This window comes from Streptacidiphilus sp. MAP12-33, assembly GCF_041261265.1.
In the GTDB taxonomy this organism is placed as follows: domain Bacteria; phylum Actinomycetota; class Actinomycetes; order Streptomycetales; family Streptomycetaceae; genus Streptacidiphilus.
The window spans coordinates 1-18,349 of sequence record NZ_JBGCCA010000069.1; the positions used below are offsets into that span (position 1 = coordinate 1).

The following is an 18,349-nucleotide window of genomic DNA, read 5'->3' on the forward strand; positions in this document are numbered from 1 at the left end:
ACGGGCGGTGACGGCCGCGGCGTCGTCGGCCGGCCCGAGCCGGACCGCGTCCAGGACCTGCGTCCAGGAGGTGCGGTCCGGGGTGAGCGCGGCGACGAACGAGTACGGCCAGCCGGGGATGATCTGCGCGGACGTCTTCGAGCGTCCGTGGACGTGGCAGAAGAGCCGCTCGGGCGAGCACGCGGCGTCCGACCGCAGCCACGGCGAGACGTCCACGGTGAGGACGAGCCGGTCCTCGAAGCGGGGCAGTGGCAGCTCGGCCAGCAGGTCCCGGAGCAGATCAGCGTCCAGACGGCCGTGGTTGAGCGCGCCGTAGAGGGAGCCGTAGCCGCGTCGGTGTTCGGCCGTGAGCGACAGCTCCACCGGCGTCCTTGCAGGCGCGTCCGAGCACAGCAGCGCGTCGGTCAGCTCGAAGAACGCGTCCGACCGGGCGGACAAGCAGGCGTAGTAGCCCTCCCGGAAGAGTGACAGTTCCACGAACATGTCTCGCCCGGAGGCGAGTTGGAGCACACTCATCAGCACGGCCCAGTCGTCGATTCCTTGATCTCCTCGCAGAGTCAGGATCACGACCGGGCCGCCCTCATGTCCGCCGATCACACCAACGAGTGACCGGTGTTCGAGCCTGGATGTTAAGGATCAAGATCAGACGTTGAAGCGGAACTCCACCACGTCGCCGTCCTGCATGACGTACTCCTTGCCCTCCATGCGGGCGCGGCCCTTGGCGCGGGCCTCGGCGATGGAGCCGAGCTCGACGAGGTCCTCGTAGGAGACGATCTCGGCCTTGATGAAGCCGCGCTGGAAGTCGGTGTGGATCACGCCGGCCGCCTCGGGCGCGGTCGCGCCCTTCTTGATCGTCCAGGCGCGGGCCTCCTTCGGGCCGGCCGTGAGGTAGGTCTGCAGGCCCAGGGTGTCGAAGCCGACGCGGGCGAGGGTGGCCAGGCCCGGCTCGGTGACGCCCATCTCCTGGAGCAGCTCCAGCGCCTCGTCGTCCTCCAGCTCGATCAGCTCGGACTCGATCTTGGCGTTGAGGAAGATCGCCTCGGCCGGGGCCACCAGCGCGCGCTGGCTGTCCTTGAACGCCTCGTCCGCGAGCTCGGCCTCGTCCACGTTGAAGACGTAGAGGAAGGGCTTGGCGGTGAGCAGGTGCAGGTCCCGCAGCGGGACCAGGTCCAGGCCCGCGGCGAAGACGGTGGTGCCGGACTCGAGGATCTTCTGGGCCTCCTCGACCGCAGCCAGCTGCGAGGCGGTCTCCTTCTTGAGGCGCGCCTCCTTCTGCAGGCGCGGCAGGACCTTCTCGATGGTCTGCAGGTCGGCGAGGATCAGCTCGGTGTTGATCGTCTCGATGTCGTCCTTCGGCGAGACCTTGCCGTCGACGTGGACCACGTCCGGGTCGCTGAAGGCGCGGATGACCTGGCAGATCGCGTCGGACTCGCGGATGTTGGCGAGGAACTTGTTGCCCAGGCCCTCACCCTCGCTCGCGCCGCGCACGATGCCGGCGATGTCGACGAAGTCGACCGTCGCCGGGAGCTTGCGCTGGGAGGCGAAGATCTCGGCCAGCTTGTCCAGGCGCGGGTCCGGGACGCCGACGACACCGACGTTGGGCTCGATGGTGGCGAAGGGGTAGTTGGCCGCCAGCACGTCGTTCTTGGTCAGGGCGTTGAACAGGGTCGACTTGCCGACATTCGGCAGGCCGACGATTCCGATCGTGAGCGACATGGTGGCGTGAGTCCCGGGTTCGAGGGGCGAGAGCGTACAGCCCCCCAGTCTACGGTTCGCGGGGCATACGCCCGAACGGCGCAATCGCGCGCCCCGGACCGCCTGTCGGCGTGTCTGTCCCCCGATCCGGCGTTCATCCGACCGTACGTTGGTCACGTGGAGTACCGAAGCAGCCGCACAGAGCCCGGGACGGAGCGGAACATGGCCCTGCCGAAGCCCGCACGCTCGCCCGAGGCCGTGATCCAGTCGGCCCGCCCGGCGATGGCGGGCGGCGCCCGCGCGCCCCAGCGGTTGACCGCGGTCGGCTGCGGGGTGCTGATGCTGGCCGCGTGCCTGGCCGCGGGGGCACTGGACCAGATGCTGTTCGACGCCTCGGGGGTGCTGCTGGGCCTCGCCTACGTGGCGGTGTCCTTCCAGGCGTCGGTGAAGGTGCGCTCCTCCGATCTGGCGGCGGCGCCGATCAGCGGGCCCATCTGCTTCGCGCTGGCCCTGCTCTTCTTCGGCCCGGCGGCGGGACCCGGCTGGGGCGGTCACGTCATCGGCCTCGCCGAGGCCCTCGCCCTGGACGCGGGCTGGCTCTTCGCGGGTACGGGCCTCAGCGTCACGATCGCGGTGGCACGCCACTTCTCGCTGGCGCACGCCCGCAAGAAGGCCGCGGGCTGAGCGATTCGCTCCCGCAGCCAGGTGCACTGTGCCAGGGGCGCGAGGAACTGCGCGAGAAACCCCCCTGCGCGGATGGCCCTGCGCGGATGGCCCTGCGCGGATGACCCCGCTCGGATGACCCCGCTCGGATGACCCCGCTCGATGACGACCATCCGCGCGTGGGTGGCTTGTCGCGCAGTCCCCGGCGCCCCTGGTGGTGCAACGGACTCGTCGCGCGGAAGTCCCGTCTCCCTGGCGGCCGCGCCGCCAGGGAGACGTTCAGCTCACGGGTGCCAGGCGGGAGGCCTGCATGGCGGCGCCGATGATGCCGGCGTCGTTCTGAAGGTGGGCCGGCACGATCTCCGCGCGGAGCGGCTTCAGCAGGGGCAGGAACTTGTCCGCCTTCCGGCTGACCCCGCCGCCGATGATGATCAGCTGCGGTGAGAAGAGCATCTCCACCATGGCGAAGTAGTCGTCCAGCCGCTCCGCCCAGTGCGCCCACGAGAGGTCGTGCTTCTCTCGCGCCGCGGAGCTCGCATGCTTCTCGGCGTCCTTGCCGTGCAGTTCCAGGTGCCCGAGCTCGGTGTTCGGCACCAGGACACCGTCCACGAAGAGCGCGCTCCCGATGCCCGTGCCGAGCGTCAGCAACAGCACCACGCCACCACGGTCACGCCCCGCGCCGAAGCGGATCTCCGCCACGCCGGCCGCGTCCGCGTCGTTGACCACGGCGACGGGACGTCCGCCGAGCGCCTCGCTGAAGAGCCCGGCCGCGTCAGTGCCGACCCAGTCCTTGTGGACGTTGGCGGCGGTGAGCGTCCGGCCGTCGACGACGACGCCGGGGAAGGTCAGTCCGACCGGCCCCTGCCAGTCGAACTGTTCCACCACCTCCCGCACCGCGGCCGCCACGGCCGCCGGCTCGGAGGGCTGGGGCGTGAGCACCTTCACGCGCTCCTGCGCCAGTCTGCCGTTGTCGAGGTCTGCGGGCGCGCCCTTGATACCGGACCCGCCGATGTCCACTCCGAAGACAGTCACGTGCTCCACGCTACGTGCGACAGACTGAACCCGCCCGTTACTCGGGCGGGTTCGTCCGGATTCGTCAGTCCTGCCGGTGACGGACGGTCACTCCGAGACGGCAGAGCCCGCCTCGGCGCGCAGGTCGCGCCGGAGCTCCTTCGGCAGCGAGAACTGCAGGTGCTCCTCGACCGAGGTGACGGTCTGGACGTCGCCGAAGCCCCGCTCGGCCAGCCACTCCAGCACGCCCTGGACCAGGATCTCCGGCACCGACGCGCCGCTGGTGACGCCGATCGTGGCGACGCCCTCCAGCCAGGCCTCGTCGATCTCGCCGGCGAAGTCGACCAGGTGGGCGTCCTTGGCGCCGGCCTCCAGGGAGACCTCGACCAGGCGGACGGAGTTGGAGGAGTTCTTCGAACCCACCACGATCACCAGGTCGGCCTCGGCCGCGATCTGCTTGATGATCACCTGACGGTTCTGCGTCGCGTAGCAGATGTCGTCGCTGGGCGGGCTGGTCAGCAGCGGGAAGCGGGTCTTGAGCGCGTCCACGGTCTGCATCGTCTCGTCGACCGAGAGGGTGGTCTGCGACAGCCAGACGACCTTGGACTCGTCGCGGACCTGGACCTTGGACACGTCCTCGGCGCCGTCGACGAGGTGGGTGCGATCCGGCGCCTCGCCCATGGTGCCGATGACCTCCTCGTGGCCCTCGTGGCCGATGAGCAGGATGTCGTAGTCCTCCTCGGCGAACCGCAGCGCCTCCTTGTGCACCTTGGTCACCAGCGGGCAGGTCGCGTCGATGGTGGCGAGCTTGCCCGCCTTGGCCTCGTCGTGGACCGAGGGCGCCACACCGTGGGCGGAGAAGACGACGATGTTGCCCTCGGGCACCTCCTCCGTCTCGTCGACGAAGATCGCACCCTTCTTCTCCAGCGTCTGCACCACGTACTTGTTGTGGACGATCTCCTTGCGGACGTAGATCGGCGACCCGTACTGCTCCAGGGCCTTCTCCACGGTGATGACGGCGCGGTCGACGCCCGCGCAGTAGCCGCGCGGTGCGGCGAGCAGGACACGGCGTGCAGCGGTAGCAGACATGGGCCCAGCCTACCGCCCGGCCCCGGGGCGAACCGCGCCGCTCAGGGCCGTTGCAGGCGGGGCGGACGGCGCGTCCTGCGCCGCCCCGCGGCTGGTCGCGCCGATGATCGGACCATGGAACCCGCCGGGCCGCCCGCGTCCGAGACGTCCACCGACTCCGCCGACTCCCCCGGCGGGCTGCGGCGCGCGCTCGGTTTCCGGGAGCTGGTCGTCTTCGGCATGCTGTTCATCGCGCCGATGGCCCCCGTCGGGATCTTCGGTGTCCTGGACGCGAAGAGCCACGGCGCGGTCTCCACCGTCTACCTCGTGGCGACCGCGGCCATGGCGTTCACCGCCTTCTCCTACGCCCAGATGCTGCGGGTGGTGCCGCAGGCCGGTTCGGTCTACGCCTACGCCCGGGCGGGACTGGGCGAGGGACCTGGCTTCATCGCCGGCTGGATGGCGATGCTCGACTACCTGCTGATCCCGGCCGTCGCCTACGTCTTCTCGGGCATCGCGCTGCACTCGCTGGTGCCCGCCGTCAACCAGTGGGTGTGGACGGCGATCGCCGTCGTCGTCACCACCGGCCTGAACCTCGCGGGGGTCCGGCTCGCGGCCCGGGTCGGTCTGCTGGTGCTCGTCTTCGAGCTCGTCGTACTGGCCGTGTTCACAGCCGCCGCGCTGGAGGCACTGTTGACGGGCAGCAACCACCGGCCGTGGTCGAGTCCGTTCACAGGCTTCGGTGGCTTCTCCTTGGGCGCGGTGATGTCGGCCGTCTCCGTGGCGGTGCTCTCGTTCCTCGGTTTCGACGCGATCGCCGCGTTCGCGGAGGAACACGACGGCCCCTCGGCCCGGGTCGGACGGGCGGTCGTGTTCTGCCTGGCCCTCGCGGGCGTCCTGTTCGTGACGCAGACCTATCTCGCGGCGCTGCTCGAACCGGACTCCCCCCAGTACCTGGCCGCCCACCCCGAGGCCCAGGGCAGCGCCTTCTACGACACGCTGGAGGCCTCGATCGGCCACTGGCTGCACCTGCTGGTGGCGATCAGCAAGGCCGTCGGCGCTGCGTTCGCCGCGCTGGCCGGACAGGCGGCGGCCGGGCGGTTGATCTTCGCGATGGCGCGGGACGGGCGCCTGCCGCGCCCGCTCGCGCGGATCGACCGACGCACCGGCGTGCCGTTCGGCGCGCTGCTCGTCGCCGCCACGATCACCCTGGTGGCCGCGGTCTGGTCGGCCTCCCGTTCCGACGGCCTGGACCAGCTGACCTCCGTGGTGAACGTCGGGGCGCTGACCGCCTTCGTCCTGCTGCACGCCTCGGTGGTGGGCTGGTACCTCGTCCGGCACGGCAGCCGGGCGTGGCTGCCTCATCTGCTGGCCCCGGCGGCGGGGACGGCGGTGATCGTGTGGGTGCTGGTCGCCGCGTCGCACACGGCCCAGATCGTGGGCGCCGTATGGCTGGCGGCGGGCCTCGCGGTCTGGGCGACACAGCGGAGCCTGCGCACGCGCGGATAAGCCGTGCGGGCTCCTGATGTCCGTCCCTGACCGTAGTCTCGGGGCATGGCTCTCGAGACCTCGCCCGACGCCCCTATCCCGGTCAGTCGCGTCTCCGCGCTCATCGGGGGGTGGATCCAGCGTCTCGGGGCGGTCTGGGTCGAGGGCCAGATCACCGAGCTGAGCCCGCGGCCGGGGGCCGGGGTGGTCTTCCTGACGCTGCGTGATCCGTCGCAGAACGTCTCCATCTCCGTCACCTGCTACCGCTCCGTCTTCGAGCCGGTGGCGCAGATGATCCAGCCGGGCTCACGGATCGTCGTCAACGCCAAGCCGGAGTGGTACACGCCGCGCGGGACGCTCTCGCTGCGGGCCACGGAGATCCGGCTGGTCGGCCTGGGGGACCTGCTCGCCCGGCTGGAGCTGCTGAAGCGCAGCCTGGCCGCCGAGGGCCTGTTCGCGGCGGAGCGCAAGCGGCCGCTGCCGTTCCTGCCGCAGTGCATCGGGCTGGTCACCGGACGCGCCAGCGCAGCCGAGCGCGACGTACTGCAGAACGCCCGGCGGCGCTGGCCCGCCGTCCGCTTCGAGGTGCGCAACGTGCCGGTGCAGGGCGTCTACGCGGTGCCGGAGGTGATCTCGGCGATCAAGGACCTGGACGCCCATCCCGAGGTGGACGTGATCATCGTCGCGCGCGGTGGCGGCAGCGTCGAGGACCTGCTGCCCTTCTCCGACGAGACCCTGATCCGCGCCGTCGCCGAGGCCCGCACGCCGGTCGTCAGCGCGATCGGCCACGAGCCGGACCAGCCGTTGCTGGACTTCGTCGCGGACCTGCGCGCCTCGACCCCGACGGACGCGGCCAAGCGGGTCGTGCCGGACGTGCGGGAGGAGCTGGCCCGGGTGCACGCCCTGCGGGACCGGGCGCGCCGGACGATGGAGGGCCGGCTGCACCGGGAGGAGGCCGGCCTCGCGGGCATCCGCAGCCGTCCCGCGCTCGCGGCGCCGCACCGGCTGATCGACGACCGGGCGGCGGAGGTCCGCTCCCTGGTGGACCGCTCGCGCCGGACCCTGGGCCACCGGCTGGACCGCGCGGCGACCGAGCTGCACCACACCCTGGCCCGGGTGGTCGCGCTCTCCCCCGCCGCGACGCTGCAGCGCGGTTACGCGGTGCTGCAGCGCGGTGCCGACGGGTCGGTCGTGCGCGCGCCGGGCGAGGTGGAGATCGGCGAGGAGCTGCGGGCCCGGGTGGCCGAGGGCGCCTTCTCCGTCACGGTCAGCGCGATCCCGGAGCCGACGGACGGCTGACCGGCCCTGGACGGCCCGGCGCGGCCCGGCCCGGCGCGGCCCGGTGCGGCCCAGTGCGGCCCGGCCCGGCCTGGCGCGGGGGTCAGCGCAGCGTGGTGCGCGACAGCGCGATCGAGTACTCGGTGAAGCCGAGGCCGCGGTAGAGGTCCTGTCCGAACGGGCTGGCGTGCAGGTCGAGCCGGGTGGCGCCCTTCCCGTCGAACCATGCGAGCAGGGCCTGTGTGCAGGCCTTCGCATAGCCCCGGCGCCGCCGGTCCGGGTCGGTGCAGATGTTGAAGACGAACCCGAACAGCCCGTCCGGGTGGCCCGGCGCGGGCAGCCGCTGCTCCAGCGTGCCCACCGCACAGGCGGCGAGGCGCCCGGGGCGCTCCTCGTCGTCCACCACGAAGACCCCGAAGACCGGGCGGGTGGCGTCGTCCCCGGCCAGGCTCGCCCGCAGGATGGCCTCGGTCGGCGCCTTCCAGTCCGTGGAGCTTCCGGTCGCGATCGTGCCGCTCTGCATCGAGGCGAGCATGACCTCGCGCAGGCGGACCAGCTCTGGCGCGTCGGCGGGGACGGCGGCCCGGACGGTGATCATGCGCGGACCCTAGCCGCGCACCCCTCGGATGTCAGCCGGATTCCATAGGGTGGACCCATGGCCAAGACGGGTGGGAAGAGCAGCGAGGACGTGCTGGGCTACGAGCAGGCCCGGGAGGAGCTGCTCGACGTGGTCCGGCGCCTGGAGACGGGCGGCGGCACGCTGGAGGAGTCGCTGGCGCTGTGGGAGCGCGGCGAGGAGCTGGCCCGCGTCTGCGAGCGCTGGCTGGACGGCGCTCGCGCTCGTCTGGACGCGGCCCTCGCCGCGGACGAGGAGGCCGGCGCGAGCACGGACGAGGGCGAGGCAGAGGACGAGGACGACGCCGAGGGCACCGAAGGCGCGTGAGCCCCGTCACATAGCCAGCTACCTTTTTTGGAAATAGTTGAAGCATCACCTACGTTGGAGATCGACGGTGACGGCCCCAGTCACCGCCCAGCGATCTCCTTCTGAGGTGTGACCATGACCGACGTTCTCGCGCTCGACTCCGCCGCCCAGGACCTCCTCTTCCGCGAGGCCCGCACCGCGAACACCTTCACCGACGAGCCCGTCACCGACGAGCAGGTCCAGGCGATCTACGACCTGGTGAAGTACGCGCCGACCTCGATGAACATGCAGCCGCTGCGCGTCGTCCTGGTCCGTTCGGCCGAGGCCCGCGAGCGTCTGGTCGGTCTGATGTCCGACGGCAACAAGGAGAAGACGGCCAACGCCCCGCTGGTCGCCATCCTGGCCGCCGACAACGAGTTCCACGAGGAGCTGCCGACCCAGTTCCCGCACTTCCCGCAGGCCAAGGACCTCTTCTTCGGTGAGCGCCCGGTCCGCGAGGTCGCCGGCTCGTTCAACGCCGCCCTGCAGGTCGGCTACTTCATCATCGGCGTCCGCGCCGCCGGCCTGGCGGCCGGCCCGATGACCGGCTTCGACGCCGCGGCCGTCAACAAGGAGTTCTTCGCGGACGGCGAGCACTCCGTCCTGGCCGTCGTGAACCTGGGCAAGCCGGGCGAGAACGCCTGGTACCCGCGCAGCCCGCGCCTGGCCTACGACGAGGTCGTCACCACCGTCTGATCCCACCCAGGGCATGCGATGCCCCAGGCGAAGGCCCCGACCGAGCACCGCCTGGTCGGGGCCTTCGCCTGTGTCGAGCTGCGTCCAACTGCGTCGATCAGTCGGTCGTCATTCGGTCGATCAGTGGTCGCGTCGATCAGTGGTCGCTGAGCATCGCGGCGAACCTGCCGAGCTCGGCGAAGCCCTCCGTGCCGAAGACCACGGACGTGCCCTTCGGGCCCTCCAGTACCAGCGCCTGGTAGCGGCTGCCCTGGTACCGCGTCCACGCCGTGCCGTTCACCAGCGTCGTCGCGGAGCTCTTCTGCCCGTCGAGCGTCGCGTTGTGGATCACGGAGTCGGGAGACCCGTTGCTCTGCTGGATCGCGACGTACTGGCCGTTCGCGTCGATGAACTGCAACTGCCAGACGGCCGCCTGCGGGTTCGAGCCGTCGAAGCTCACCGCCGTGGCGTTCCAGCCGGAGGGCAGGCTCTGCGGCGGCGGCGCCAGCACCGGGTACGGCGCGGCGCGGCGGGCCGAGGCGAGCGAGTCCGCGTAGGTCACCGGGCGCACGCCGTTGCCGCCGCTGTGCGGGATGAAGAGGTATATCACCAGGCCCGCCGCCAGCACCGCGGCCAGCGACAGGACCATGTCGCGCACGGATTTGGCGGCCATCCCCGGCCGCTTGCGTACGGTCACGTTCTCGGTTGCCACCCCACCATGGTGACCCATGGGTGCGGCCCTCCCTGCCCCGGGGTCCCCTCGCGCCGGGGCCGCGTCCGGAGCCGAGCCCGGGGACGTGCCGGGCGCCACAGACATCTGCCCAGGTCGAAGATAGGATTTGAGCACCCTCATTCCGGCCGTCGGCGTACAGAGAGGTACGGAATTCGATGACCGAGCAGCACCAGAACCGCATGCCATCTTCCTTGGAGGTCGCCCCCGAGGCACCTGATCGCAACCTTGCTCTCGAACTCGTTCGCGTGACCGAGGCCGCCGCCATGGCCGCCGGTCGCTGGGTCGGCAAGGGCGACAAGAACGGTGCGGACGGTGCGGCCGTTCGCGCGATGCGCACCCTCGTCTCCACCGTGTCGATGAACGGCGTTGTCGTCATCGGCGAGGGGGAGAAGGACGAGGCCCCCATGCTCTTCAACGGCGAGCGGATCGGCGACGGCACCGGTGCGGAGTGCGACGTCGCCGTCGACCCGATCGACGGCACGACGCTGACGGCCAAGGGCATGCCGAACGCGATCGCGGTGCTGGCGGCGGCGGACCGCGGCACGATGTTCGACCCGAGCGCGGTCTTCTACATGGACAAGCTGGTGGCCGGCCCCGAGGCGGCGGGTGTGGTGGACATCACCGCCCCGGTCGCGCACAACGTGCAGGCCGTGGCCCGCGCGAAGGGCAAGGCGCCGGAGGACGTGACGGTGGTCCTGCTGGACCGTCCGCGTCACGAGAAGCTGGCCAAGGAGATCCGCGAGGCCGGCGCCCGGATCAAGTTCATCTCCGACGGCGACGTCGCGGGCGCGATCATGGCGGTCCGCGAGGGCACCGGGGTCGACCTGCTGCTCGGCATCGGCGGCACGCCCGAGGGCATCATCGCGGCCTGCGCGATCAAGTGCCTGGGCGGCGTGATCCAGGGCAAGCTCTGGCCCAAGGACGCGGCGGAGCGCCAGAAGGCGCTGGACGCCGGCCACGACCTGGACCGCGTGCTGCTGACGGACGACCTGGTCAGCGGCGAGAACGTGTTCTTCGTCGCGACCGGTATCACCGACGGCGAACTGCTGCGCGGGGTCCACTACCGCTCGGAGACGGCGACGACCAGCTCGCTGGTCATGCGCAGCAAGAGCGGCACGATCCGCCAGATCGACTCCGTCCACCGCCTGTCGAAACTGCGCGCCTACAGCGCGGTGGACTTCGACCGCGCGAAGTGAGCGCGCGCTCCCGCAGGTAGTGGCACTACTCCAGGGGCGCGGGGCCCTGCTCGATGAACTGCGTGCGCGACAAGCCACCGTGTGTGGTGAGTCGCCGCACGAGCAGGGCCATCCGCACGCCGGTGGCTGCTCGCGCACGCAGGTCATCGGGCAGGGCCTCGCGCCCCTGAGGCAGTGCCGGGTTGCTCGTCTGCAGGTCCCCGCGCCCCTGAGGGGCGGGCGTCAGCCCGCGATGCGGAGGTCCTCGTCGTGGCGACGGCGGCGGGCGAGGACGACGCGGCGTTCCGCCGCGGTCAGGCCGCCCCAGACGCCGTAGGGCTCCGGCATGACCAGCGCGTGCTCCCGGCATTCCAGCAGGACGGGGCAGCGCGCGCAGACGCGCTTGGCCTGCTCCTCCCGCGCCAGCCGCGCAGCCGTCGGCTCCTTGGAGGGGGCGAAGAAGAGGCCGGCCTCGTCCCTGCGGCACGCCGCACCCGTGTGCCAGGGGTTGTCCTCCGTATCCGGGCCGCGCTGGGCCGGGACCGCGCTACCCGCGATGCGGGGACGGAAGACATCCTGACGGGACTCGATCGGATGCAGCACGGCGCACTCCTGACGACGGGCCGGGGGAGGGGTACACACACTCGCGTGCATCGTCAGGGCGCTGGGGGGCGCCTCCTTGACAATGCGATGTGCCTCGGGATCTACCCCGGCATACGCCGATTCATGCACACGGCACACAATCAGACCGTCAGACTGTCATATGCCAAGCTCCTTGGCGGGCAGCGGTATTGACAGCACGGGCACAGCGACCTCGGGATCGTCGACGCTGACGCCGGTGCGCAGGTCGAACTCCTGCTTGTACATGGGCGAGGCCACCACCGGCACGCCGTCCCGTTCGCCCAGGATGCCGTCCGCCAGGACGTCCGCGCCGGAGAACGGATCACGGTTGCCCAGGGCGTGCACCGTACCGCTCGGGTCCTTGAAGAGGGCGGCCTCGGTCCCGTCCGGCAGGAAGGCCACCCGGCCCCGGCCGACCTCCAGGTCCGCCGCGGTGTCCGCCGCGTCGCGCGGAGCGGCGAAGCGGGCCAGGGCGGCCGGGTCGTCCAGAACGGCCTGCCACTCGTCGCGGTAGGCGGCGACATGGCGGTCCATCATCGCCTCCAGTTCGGCGCAGAGGCCGAGTGAGTCCTCCACCAGCACCTGCTTGAGGTGGTCCAGCCCGCCGTCGATGCGCTCGATCCAGGCGGAGGTGCGCTCCAGGCGCTCGGCGGTGCGGACGTAGTACATGAGGAAGCGGTCGATCAGCCGGAACAGCCCGGCCGCCGAGAGGTCCGCTGCCAGCAGGTCCGCGTGACGCGGCGTCGTGCCGCCGTTGCCGCAGACGTAGAGGTTCCAGCCGCCCGCGGTGGCGATCACGCCGAGGTCCTTGCCGCGCGCCTCCGCGCACTCGCGCAGGCAGCCGGAGACGCCGCCCTTGATCTTGTGGGGTGTGCGCAGGCCCCGGTAGCGCAGCTCGAGATCGATGGCGAGCTGCACCGAGTCGCCCTGGCCGAAGCGGCAGTACTTGGCGCCCACGCAGGACTTGACCGTCCGCAGCGACTTTCCGTAGGCCTGGCCGGACTCGAAGCCCGCCGCGAGCAGGCGCTGCCAGATCGCCGGGAGCTGCTCGCGTGTCGCCCCGAACAGGTCGATCCGCTGGCCGCCGGTGATCTTCGTGTAGAGGCCGAAGTCGCGGGCGACCTCGGCGATGGCGATCAGGCCCTCGGGCGTGATCTCGCCGCCCGGGATGCGCGGGACGACCGAGTAGGTGCCGTCCTTCTGGAGGTTGGCGAGAAAGAGATCGTTGGAGTCCTGGAGTGCCGCCTGCTCGCCGTCGAGCACGTGTCGCAGGCCCAGCTCGGGCCCGAGCGTGGCCAGGCAGTTGGCAACGACCGGCTTGCAGACGGCGCAGCCGTCCGTCACGCCCGCGACGCCGAACCGCTCCAGCAGCTCGCTGAAGGTACGGACGTGCTCAGTGCGGACGATCTCGTACAGCTCGGCACGCGAGTGCGCGAAGTGCGGGCAGATGCCGTGACGCTTCTCGACGCCGGCGGCGGCGAGTTCGGCGTCCAGCACGGACTGGAGCGAGCCGAGGCAACCGCCGCAGCCGGTACCGGCCTTGGTGCAGCGCTTGACGCCCGCGATGTCCCGCGCGCCCTGCTCGGCGACGGCGGCGCGGACCACGCCCTTGGCGACGTTGTGGCAGGAGCAGAGGACCGCGTCGTCCGGCAGGGCCTCCGCGCCGGGCAACGCCGCGCCGGTGGTGTCCGCTCCGGCTGGGAGCAGGAACGCCTCCGCGGGGGCAGGCAGCGGCCGGTCCGCGCCCGCGTGCGGCTGCAGCGCGCCGTAGGCGGCGGCGTCGCCGACCAGGATGCCGCCGAGCAGCCGGCCGTCGGCGCCGAGCAGCAGCTTCTTGTAGACGCCCGAGCGTTCGTCGGCGAAGACCACCGCGACGGCGTCCCCCTCGGTGCCCTCCTCGGCGAACGGGTCGCCGAAGGAGGCGACGTCCGCGCCCATCAGCTTCAGCTTGGTGGAGGTGTCGGCGCCGGTGAAGACGCTGGTCCCGGGACCCGCCAGGGCGTCGGCGACCGTCTCGGCCATCCGGTAGCCGGGGCCGACCAGGCCGTGGACCCGGCCGTCGACAGTCTGCGCGCACTCGCCGATCGCGTACACGTACCGGTCGCTGGTACGGCAGTGTTCGTCGACGAGCACACCGCCGCGGTCCCCGGTCGCCAGACCGGATTCACGGGCGAGCCGGTCGCGCGGGCGGACCCCGGCGGAGAAGACCACCATCTCGGCGTCGATCGTCTCGCCGCTGCTCAGGCGCAGCCCTCGCACCCGGCCGTCGCCCGCCGTGAGCACCTCCTGCGCACCGACGCCGGTGTGCACACCGACGCCCATGCCCTCGACGGTGGACCGCAGCACCGCCGCGCCACCGGCATCGACCTGGAGCGGCATCAGCCGCTCGGCGAACTCGACGACGTGGGTGTCCAGCCCGAGTGTGCGCAGGGCCCCGGCCGCCTCCAGCCCGAGCAGTCCCCCGCCGACCACGACACCCGAACGCGCGCCGTCGGCGGCCTGGGTGATCGCGTCGACGTCCTCCACCGTGCGGTAGCTGAAGCAGCCCGGTGCCTCCGCGCCGGGGATCGGCGGGACGAACGGGTAGGAGCCGGTGGCCAACACCAGCGCGTCGTAGCCGAAGACCGCGCCCGAGGCGGCGGTCACCCGGCGGGCCGTGGTGTCCAGGTGCACGGCCGGGTCGGCGAGCCTCAGGTCGATCCCGTGGTCGGCGGGGAAGTCCGGGGTTCCCAGGCTGAGTTCGGCGGGCGTGGCACCGGTGAACAGCGAGGACAGATGCACCCGGTCATAGGCTGGGCGGCTCTCCTCGGCCAGCACCACGACGCGCCAGCCGCCCTCCCCGCCCTTGTCGCCGCCCGCGTCGGTGCCCGCGAGCGCGCCGCGTTCGGCGAGCGCCTCCAGCAGTCGGTAACCCACCATGCCGTGGCCGACGACGACCAGCGTCTGTCCCATGACGACGTCCCTCGCGTGTTCGGGTGTTCCCTGCTCCTTTGACCGTAGGCCGGGAGCCGGGCCCGATCCGGCGGCGAAAGCCCTGATCACGGGGGACGTTGGGCCCGGCGGTCCGGACCGGGACCGCGACTACGGTCGTCGGTATGAGTGCGTGCACCCGGATGTCCGAACGGACCCTGGTTCTCGCGGTTCACGGCAGTGCGCTGCCGGGTGCCGCGGAAACGGTCGCGCGGCTGGTCGACTCGGTTCACAGCCGGTGCGGTGTCCGGCCGGTGGTCGGACATCTCGACCACCAGGGCCCCCGCCTCGCCGAGGTCCTGGCCGGCCGAAGGGACGCGGTCGTCGTGCCACTGCTGCTGGGATCCGGCTACCACCGGACCGTGGACCTGCCGGCGGTGCTCGCCGGGACCGACGCCGTGCTCACACCGACGCTGAGCGGGGCGGAGGAGGTCGGCCTCGCCCTCCTGGACCGGGTGCGGACGGCGGAGGGCCGCGCGGACGGCGTCGCCGACGCGATCCTGTTCGCCGCGGCCGGATCCTCCCGGCCCGGCGGCAACGCGGGTGCCGAACTGGCCGCGCGCGATCTGCGCGAGCTCCTGGCCCGCGAACGCGGCCCGGTCGACGTCGTCGTCGGCTACCACTCCGCCGCACGCCCGACCCTCGACGACGTCTTGGCGGAGCTCCACGCCCGGGGCCACCGACGAATCCTGCTCGCCGCGCACCTCCTGGCCCCGGGGCGGTTCACCGCCACGCTGGACGCCCTCGTGGCCGACGGGTCCGCGTGGGCGGCGACGTCCCCGCTCGCCGACCATCCACTGGTCGCCGACCTCGTCGTCACCCGGTTCACCCAGGCCACGGCCCTGCGGCAGGCGCTACCGGTGTGAACGGGCGGGTCCCCCCGGTCCGGGGACGCCGATCGGGGGATTGAACCCGCGCCGACCTGCGGGGACACTGTGTACACGCCGCTCGGGGGGTCCGGGTCGGGCGACCGGATCGAGCGAAAGAGCAAAGCACCATGAAGTGGTACCTGGCAGTCCTGCGGAACTACGTCGGCTTCAGAGGACGCGCGGGCGGCCTGGAGTACTGGATCTTCTTCCTCTTCCAGCTGGTGCTGATCGGCGGCCTCTACGCGCTGGGGCGGTGGGGCGGTGGCACGTTCATCCCCTACGCCCTCTACATCGCGGCCACCTTCCTGCCCCACCTCGCGCTGACCGTCCGGCGGCTGCACGACACCGGACGCAGCGGCTGGTGGGCGCTGACGGGTGTCGTGCCGATCATCGGCGCGCTGGTGGTGCTGGCCTTCATGGCCGACGAGGGCGAGCTCACCGACAACCGCTACGGCCCGCAGCCCGACCGCCGCCGCCCGCCGGCCTTCGGCGCCGCCCGCACCGCCTGACCGAGCCCGGTCCACGCCTGGTCCACGCCTGGTCCGGGCGGGCGGCTAGGAGGCGTGACGGCGCTGCCGCGCCGAGACGCCGCCGAAGACCGCCTTGCCGCGGATGGTGACGACGGGACCGTTCGGCTCCGTCCCCTCCTCCTCGCGGACGTCGAAGCCACCGAAGATCCCGGCGCCACCGCCGTGCAGGGAAACGTGGTCCGGCACCTTCACCTCGACCCCGCCGAAGATCGCGCTGACCTCGATGACCAGCTCGGGTCCGTCGAAGACGGCCTCGGACAGGTCGATGGTGATGCCACCGAAGATCGCGCGCGCCCGCATGAACCGCCCGGTGCGGAAGCGGCCCTTGCGCACGGCGCCGCCGAAGATCGCCACGACCTCGTTGTCGCCGGGGCCCGACACCGGCAGGGGTTCCGGCGCCGAGGCGGACGGGGCGGCGCGCGGGCGCACCTGCTCGTGGGCGGGCAGGTCGCGGGTGAGCGGGACCAACTCGCCGAGCGTCTTCGCCGCGTAGGCCGCGTCGAGACGCTGGGAGTGCTCCTCCACGTCGAGACGCCCCTCCGCGTAGGCGTCGCGCAGAGCAGCGGCGACGCGCTCGCGGTCGGCGTCCGAGGCGCGCAGATCGCCCTCGGACGGCTCGGCGAAGGGCCGCGCGGCGGGCTGCCGTCCGGGCCGGTCCTGCGGGGCCGCCTCCGGGAGGCGCTCGGGCTGTGAGCCCGACGAGGACCCTGACGACGAGGAGTTGTCCACGCGCCGAGCTTAGTCAGCCGTCCCGGTGGGTGACCAGTGACAGTGTGATCCCGCCCACCCTCCAGGGACCGGCCCCGGGCCGCCGTCCGCGCGGTGGATACCCTGGAAGGCGCGCCGACGACGACGCCCGACCCGTGAGGACTGTCCGCACATGCCCGAGTTCGCCTACACCGACCTGCTCCCGCTGGGGAAGGACGACACCCCGTTCCGGCTGATCACCTCCGAGGGCGTCAGCACGTTCGAGGCGAACGGCCGCACCTTCCTGCAGGTCGAGCCGGAGGCCCTGCGCCTGCTGGCCGCCGAGGCCATGCACGACATCTCCCACTACCTGCGCCCGGCCCACCTGGCCCAGCTGCGCCGCATCCTGGACGACCCGGAGGCGAGCCCGAACGACAAGTTCGTCGCGCTCGACCTGCTGAAGAACGCGAACATCGCCGCGGCCGGGGTGCTGCCGATGTGCCAGGACACCGGCACCGCGATCGTCATGGGCAAGCGCGGCCAGAACGTGCTGACGACTGGTGGCGACGAGGCGGCCCTGTCGCGCGGCGTCTACGACGCGTACACCAAGCTCAACCTGCGCTACTCGCAGATGGCCCCGCTGACCATGTGGGACGAGAAGAACACCGGCTCGAACCTGCCCGCCCAGATCGAGCTCTACGCGACCGACGGCGACGCGTACAAGTTCCTCTTCATGGCCAAGGGCGGCGGCTCGGCCAACAAGTCGTTCCTCTTCCAGGAGACCAAGGCGGTCCTGAACGAGGCCTCGATGATGGCCTTCCTGGAGCAGAAGATCCGCTCCCTCGGCACGGCCGCCTGCCCGCCGTACCACCTGGCCATCGTCGTCGGCGGCACCAGCGCCGAGTTCGCGCTGAAGACGGCCAAGTACGCCTCCGCGCACTACCTGGACACGCTGCCGACGGAGGGCTCCCCCACCGGCCACGGCTTCCGTGACCTGGAGCTGGAGAAGAAGGTCTTCGAGCTGACCCAGAAGCTGGGCATCGGCGCGCAGTTCGGCGGCAAGTACTTCTGCCACGACGTGCGGGTGGTCCGCCTGCCGCGCCACGGCGCGTCCCTGCCGGTCGCCATCGCGGTCTCCTGCTCCGCCGACCGCCAGGCGGTCGCGAAGATCACCGCCGAGGGCGTCTTCCTGGAGCAGTTGGAGCGCGACCCGGCCCGCTTCCTCCCGGACACCACCGACGAGCACCTGAGCGACAACGTCGTCACCGTCGACCTCAACCGGCCGATGGACGAGATCCGCGCCGAGCTGAGCAGGCACCCGGTCAAGACGCGCCTCTCGCTGACCGGCACGCTGGTCGTGGCGCGCGACATCGCGCACGCCAAGATCAAGGAGCGGCTGGACGCCGGGGACGGCATGCCGCAGTACCTGAAGGACCACCCGGTCTACTACGCGGGCCCGGCCAAGACCCCCGAGGGCTACGCCTCCGGCTCGTTCGGCCCGACCACGGCCGGCCGGATGGACTCCTACGTCGACCAGTTCCAGGCGGCCGGCGGCTCCATGGTCATGCTCGCCAAGGGCAACCGTTCCCAGCAGGTCACCGACGCCTGCGGCAAGCACGGCGGCTTCTACCTGGGCTCCATCGGTGGCCCGGCGGCGCGCCTGGCGCAGGACTGCATCAAGAAGGTCGAGGTCCTGGAGTACCCGGAGCTCGGCATGGAGGCGGTCTGGCGCATCGAGGTCGAGGACTTCCCGGCCTTCATCGTGGTGGACGACAAGGGCAACGACTTCTTCACCGACCCGGGCCCGGTCCAGCCGCTGATCACCAACATCCCGGTCGGCCCGAAGGGCTGAGCCGGGTATGTGACGAGCCCGGTCGGCCCGAAGGGCTGAGCCGGGTATGTGACGAGCCCGGTCGGCCCGAAGG

At 71.7% G+C, this 18,349-nt stretch carries 18 protein-coding genes; 9 read left to right on the forward strand and 9 right to left on the reverse strand.

Translation table 11 applies throughout. From position 1 onward, the window contains the following. Both ABH931_RS39020 and ychF read right to left on the reverse strand, forming a co-directional pair. Nucleotides 1-516, reverse strand: a 516-nt coding sequence (locus ABH931_RS39020) for a transposase (RefSeq protein WP_370124667.1), incomplete at its 3' end; no start/stop codon positions are given. Nucleotides 517-642: 126 nt separating this feature from the next. After that, the gene (gene ychF / locus ABH931_RS39025) at nt 643-1,716 is read right to left on the reverse strand and encodes a redox-regulated ATPase YchF (RefSeq protein WP_370124633.1); all 1,074 of its coding nucleotides are present in this window, start codon (nt 1,714-1,716) and stop codon (nt 643-645) included. Between the two features lie 201 nt (nt 1,717-1,917). On the opposite strand from ychF, the gene ABH931_RS39030 reads away from it, so the two are divergent. After that, the gene (locus ABH931_RS39030; protein ID WP_370124635.1) at nt 1,918-2,379 is read left to right on the forward strand and encodes a DUF6542 domain-containing protein; all 462 of its coding nucleotides are present in this window, start codon (nt 1,918-1,920) and stop codon (nt 2,377-2,379) included. Between the two features lie 258 nt (nt 2,380-2,637). On the opposite strand, the gene ppgK is transcribed toward ABH931_RS39030, so the two are convergent. Next, nucleotides 2,638-3,390 carry a polyphosphate--glucose phosphotransferase gene (gene ppgK, locus ABH931_RS39035; protein WP_370124637.1) on the reverse strand — a complete coding sequence of 251 codons (753 nt, stop codon included), beginning with the start codon at nt 3,388-3,390 and terminating at the stop codon, nt 2,638-2,640. Between the two features lie 87 nt (nt 3,391-3,477). Next, nucleotides 3,478-4,458: a 4-hydroxy-3-methylbut-2-enyl diphosphate reductase gene (locus ABH931_RS39040; RefSeq protein WP_370124639.1), complete on the reverse strand. Its 981-nt coding sequence runs from the start codon at nt 4,456-4,458 to the stop codon at nt 3,478-3,480. 114 nt (nt 4,459-4,572) lie between these two features. Between ABH931_RS39040 and ABH931_RS39045 the strand changes: the two genes are divergently transcribed. Continuing rightward, nucleotides 4,573-5,946 carry an APC family permease gene (locus ABH931_RS39045; protein WP_370124641.1) on the forward strand — a complete coding sequence of 458 codons (1,374 nt, stop codon included), beginning with the start codon at nt 4,573-4,575 and terminating at the stop codon, nt 5,944-5,946. A 45-nt stretch (nt 5,947-5,991) separates the two neighbouring features. Continuing rightward, complete coding sequence (gene xseA / locus ABH931_RS39050) at nt 5,992-7,224, forward strand: exodeoxyribonuclease VII large subunit (protein ID WP_370124643.1); 1,233 nt, start codon at nt 5,992-5,994, stop codon at nt 7,222-7,224. Nucleotides 7,225-7,306: 82 nt separating this feature from the next. Here xseA and ABH931_RS39055 read toward each other — a convergent pair whose 3' ends face one another. Further along, nucleotides 7,307-7,801, reverse strand: coding sequence for a GNAT family N-acetyltransferase (locus ABH931_RS39055; protein ID WP_370124645.1), 495 nt, complete (start codon nt 7,799-7,801; stop codon nt 7,307-7,309). A gap of 57 nt (nt 7,802-7,858) precedes the next feature. Between ABH931_RS39055 and ABH931_RS39060 the strand changes: the two genes are divergently transcribed. Both ABH931_RS39060 and ABH931_RS39065 read left to right on the forward strand, forming a co-directional pair. Beyond that, on the forward strand, nt 7,859-8,146 hold the full coding sequence (locus ABH931_RS39060) for an exodeoxyribonuclease VII small subunit (protein ID WP_370124647.1): 288 nt from the start codon (nt 7,859-7,861) through the stop codon (nt 8,144-8,146). 114 nt (nt 8,147-8,260) lie between these two features. Continuing rightward, nucleotides 8,261-8,860, forward strand: coding sequence for a malonic semialdehyde reductase (locus ABH931_RS39065; protein ID WP_370124649.1), 600 nt, complete (start codon nt 8,261-8,263; stop codon nt 8,858-8,860). A 136-nt stretch (nt 8,861-8,996) separates the two neighbouring features. Here the strand turns inward: ABH931_RS39065 and ABH931_RS39070 are convergent, their stop codons facing one another. Then, nucleotides 8,997-9,551: a DUF4245 domain-containing protein gene (locus tag ABH931_RS39070; RefSeq protein ID WP_370124651.1), complete on the reverse strand. Its 555-nt coding sequence runs from the start codon at nt 9,549-9,551 to the stop codon at nt 8,997-8,999. Between the two features lie 176 nt (nt 9,552-9,727). Here ABH931_RS39070 and glpX point away from each other — a divergent pair, with 176 nt between their 5' ends. Next, nucleotides 9,728-10,768, forward strand: a complete 1,041-nt coding sequence (glpX, locus tag ABH931_RS39075) for a class II fructose-bisphosphatase (RefSeq protein ID WP_370124653.1) — start codon at nt 9,728-9,730, stop codon at nt 10,766-10,768. 222 nt (nt 10,769-10,990) lie between these two features. Here glpX and ABH931_RS39080 read toward each other — a convergent pair whose 3' ends face one another. Together ABH931_RS39080 and nirB are read right to left on the reverse strand one after the other, a co-directional pair. Continuing rightward, nucleotides 10,991-11,350, reverse strand: coding sequence for a WhiB family transcriptional regulator (locus ABH931_RS39080; protein ID WP_370124655.1), 360 nt, complete (start codon nt 11,348-11,350; stop codon nt 10,991-10,993). A gap of 156 nt (nt 11,351-11,506) precedes the next feature. After that, nucleotides 11,507-14,320 carry a nitrite reductase large subunit NirB gene (gene nirB, locus ABH931_RS39085; RefSeq protein ID WP_370124657.1) on the reverse strand — a complete coding sequence of 938 codons (2,814 nt, stop codon included), beginning with the start codon at nt 14,318-14,320 and terminating at the stop codon, nt 11,507-11,509. A gap of 143 nt (nt 14,321-14,463) precedes the next feature. Between nirB and ABH931_RS39090 the strand changes: the two genes are divergently transcribed. Together ABH931_RS39090 and ABH931_RS39095 are read left to right on the forward strand one after the other, a co-directional pair. After that, nucleotides 14,464-15,204, forward strand: coding sequence for a sirohydrochlorin chelatase (locus tag ABH931_RS39090; protein ID WP_370124659.1), 741 nt, complete (start codon nt 14,464-14,466; stop codon nt 15,202-15,204). Nucleotides 15,205-15,335: 131 nt separating this feature from the next. After that, entirely contained in the window at nt 15,336-15,716 is a 381-nt protein-coding gene (locus tag ABH931_RS39095; protein WP_370124661.1) for a DUF805 domain-containing protein, read from the forward strand. A 45-nt stretch (nt 15,717-15,761) separates the two neighbouring features. Here the strand turns inward: ABH931_RS39095 and ABH931_RS39100 are convergent, their stop codons facing one another. Then, entirely contained in the window at nt 15,762-16,466 is a 705-nt protein-coding gene (locus ABH931_RS39100; protein WP_370124663.1) for a DUF1707 domain-containing protein, read from the reverse strand. 151 nt (nt 16,467-16,617) lie between these two features. On the opposite strand from ABH931_RS39100, the gene ABH931_RS39105 reads away from it, so the two are divergent. Next, on the forward strand, nt 16,618-18,276 hold the full coding sequence (locus ABH931_RS39105) for a fumarate hydratase (protein ID WP_370124665.1): 1,659 nt from the start codon (nt 16,618-16,620) through the stop codon (nt 18,274-18,276). The last annotated feature ends 73 nt before the right edge of the window (nt 18,277-18,349 follow it).

Excerpts from the sequence above, each read along its gene's own strand:
- ychF (WP_370124633.1), bottom strand. The coding sequence starts at position 1,716 with ATGTCGCTCACGATCGGAATCGTCGGCCTGCCGAATGTCGGCAAGTCG.
- ABH931_RS39030 (WP_370124635.1), top strand. The coding sequence starts at position 1,918 with ATGGCCCTGCCGAAGCCCGCACGCTCGCCCGAGGCCGTGATCCAGTCG.
- ABH931_RS39040 (WP_370124639.1), bottom strand. The coding sequence starts at position 4,458 with ATGTCTGCTACCGCTGCACGCCGTGTCCTGCTCGCCGCACCGCGCGGC.
- ABH931_RS39045 (WP_370124641.1), top strand. The coding sequence starts at position 4,573 with ATGGAACCCGCCGGGCCGCCCGCGTCCGAGACGTCCACCGACTCCGCC.
- xseA (WP_370124643.1), top strand. The coding sequence starts at position 5,992 with ATGGCTCTCGAGACCTCGCCCGACGCCCCTATCCCGGTCAGTCGCGTC.
- ABH931_RS39055 (WP_370124645.1), bottom strand. The coding sequence starts at position 7,801 with ATGATCACCGTCCGGGCCGCCGTCCCCGCCGACGCGCCAGAGCTGGTC.
- ABH931_RS39060 (WP_370124647.1), top strand. The coding sequence starts at position 7,859 with ATGGCCAAGACGGGTGGGAAGAGCAGCGAGGACGTGCTGGGCTACGAG.
- ABH931_RS39065 (WP_370124649.1), top strand. The coding sequence starts at position 8,261 with ATGACCGACGTTCTCGCGCTCGACTCCGCCGCCCAGGACCTCCTCTTC.
- glpX (WP_370124653.1), top strand. The coding sequence starts at position 9,728 with ATGACCGAGCAGCACCAGAACCGCATGCCATCTTCCTTGGAGGTCGCC.
- nirB (WP_370124657.1), bottom strand. The coding sequence starts at position 14,320 with ATGGGACAGACGCTGGTCGTCGTCGGCCACGGCATGGTGGGTTACCGA.
- ABH931_RS39090 (WP_370124659.1), top strand. The coding sequence starts at position 14,464 with ATGAGTGCGTGCACCCGGATGTCCGAACGGACCCTGGTTCTCGCGGTT.
- ABH931_RS39095 (WP_370124661.1), top strand. The coding sequence starts at position 15,336 with ATGAAGTGGTACCTGGCAGTCCTGCGGAACTACGTCGGCTTCAGAGGA.
- ABH931_RS39105 (WP_370124665.1), top strand. The coding sequence starts at position 16,618 with ATGCCCGAGTTCGCCTACACCGACCTGCTCCCGCTGGGGAAGGACGAC.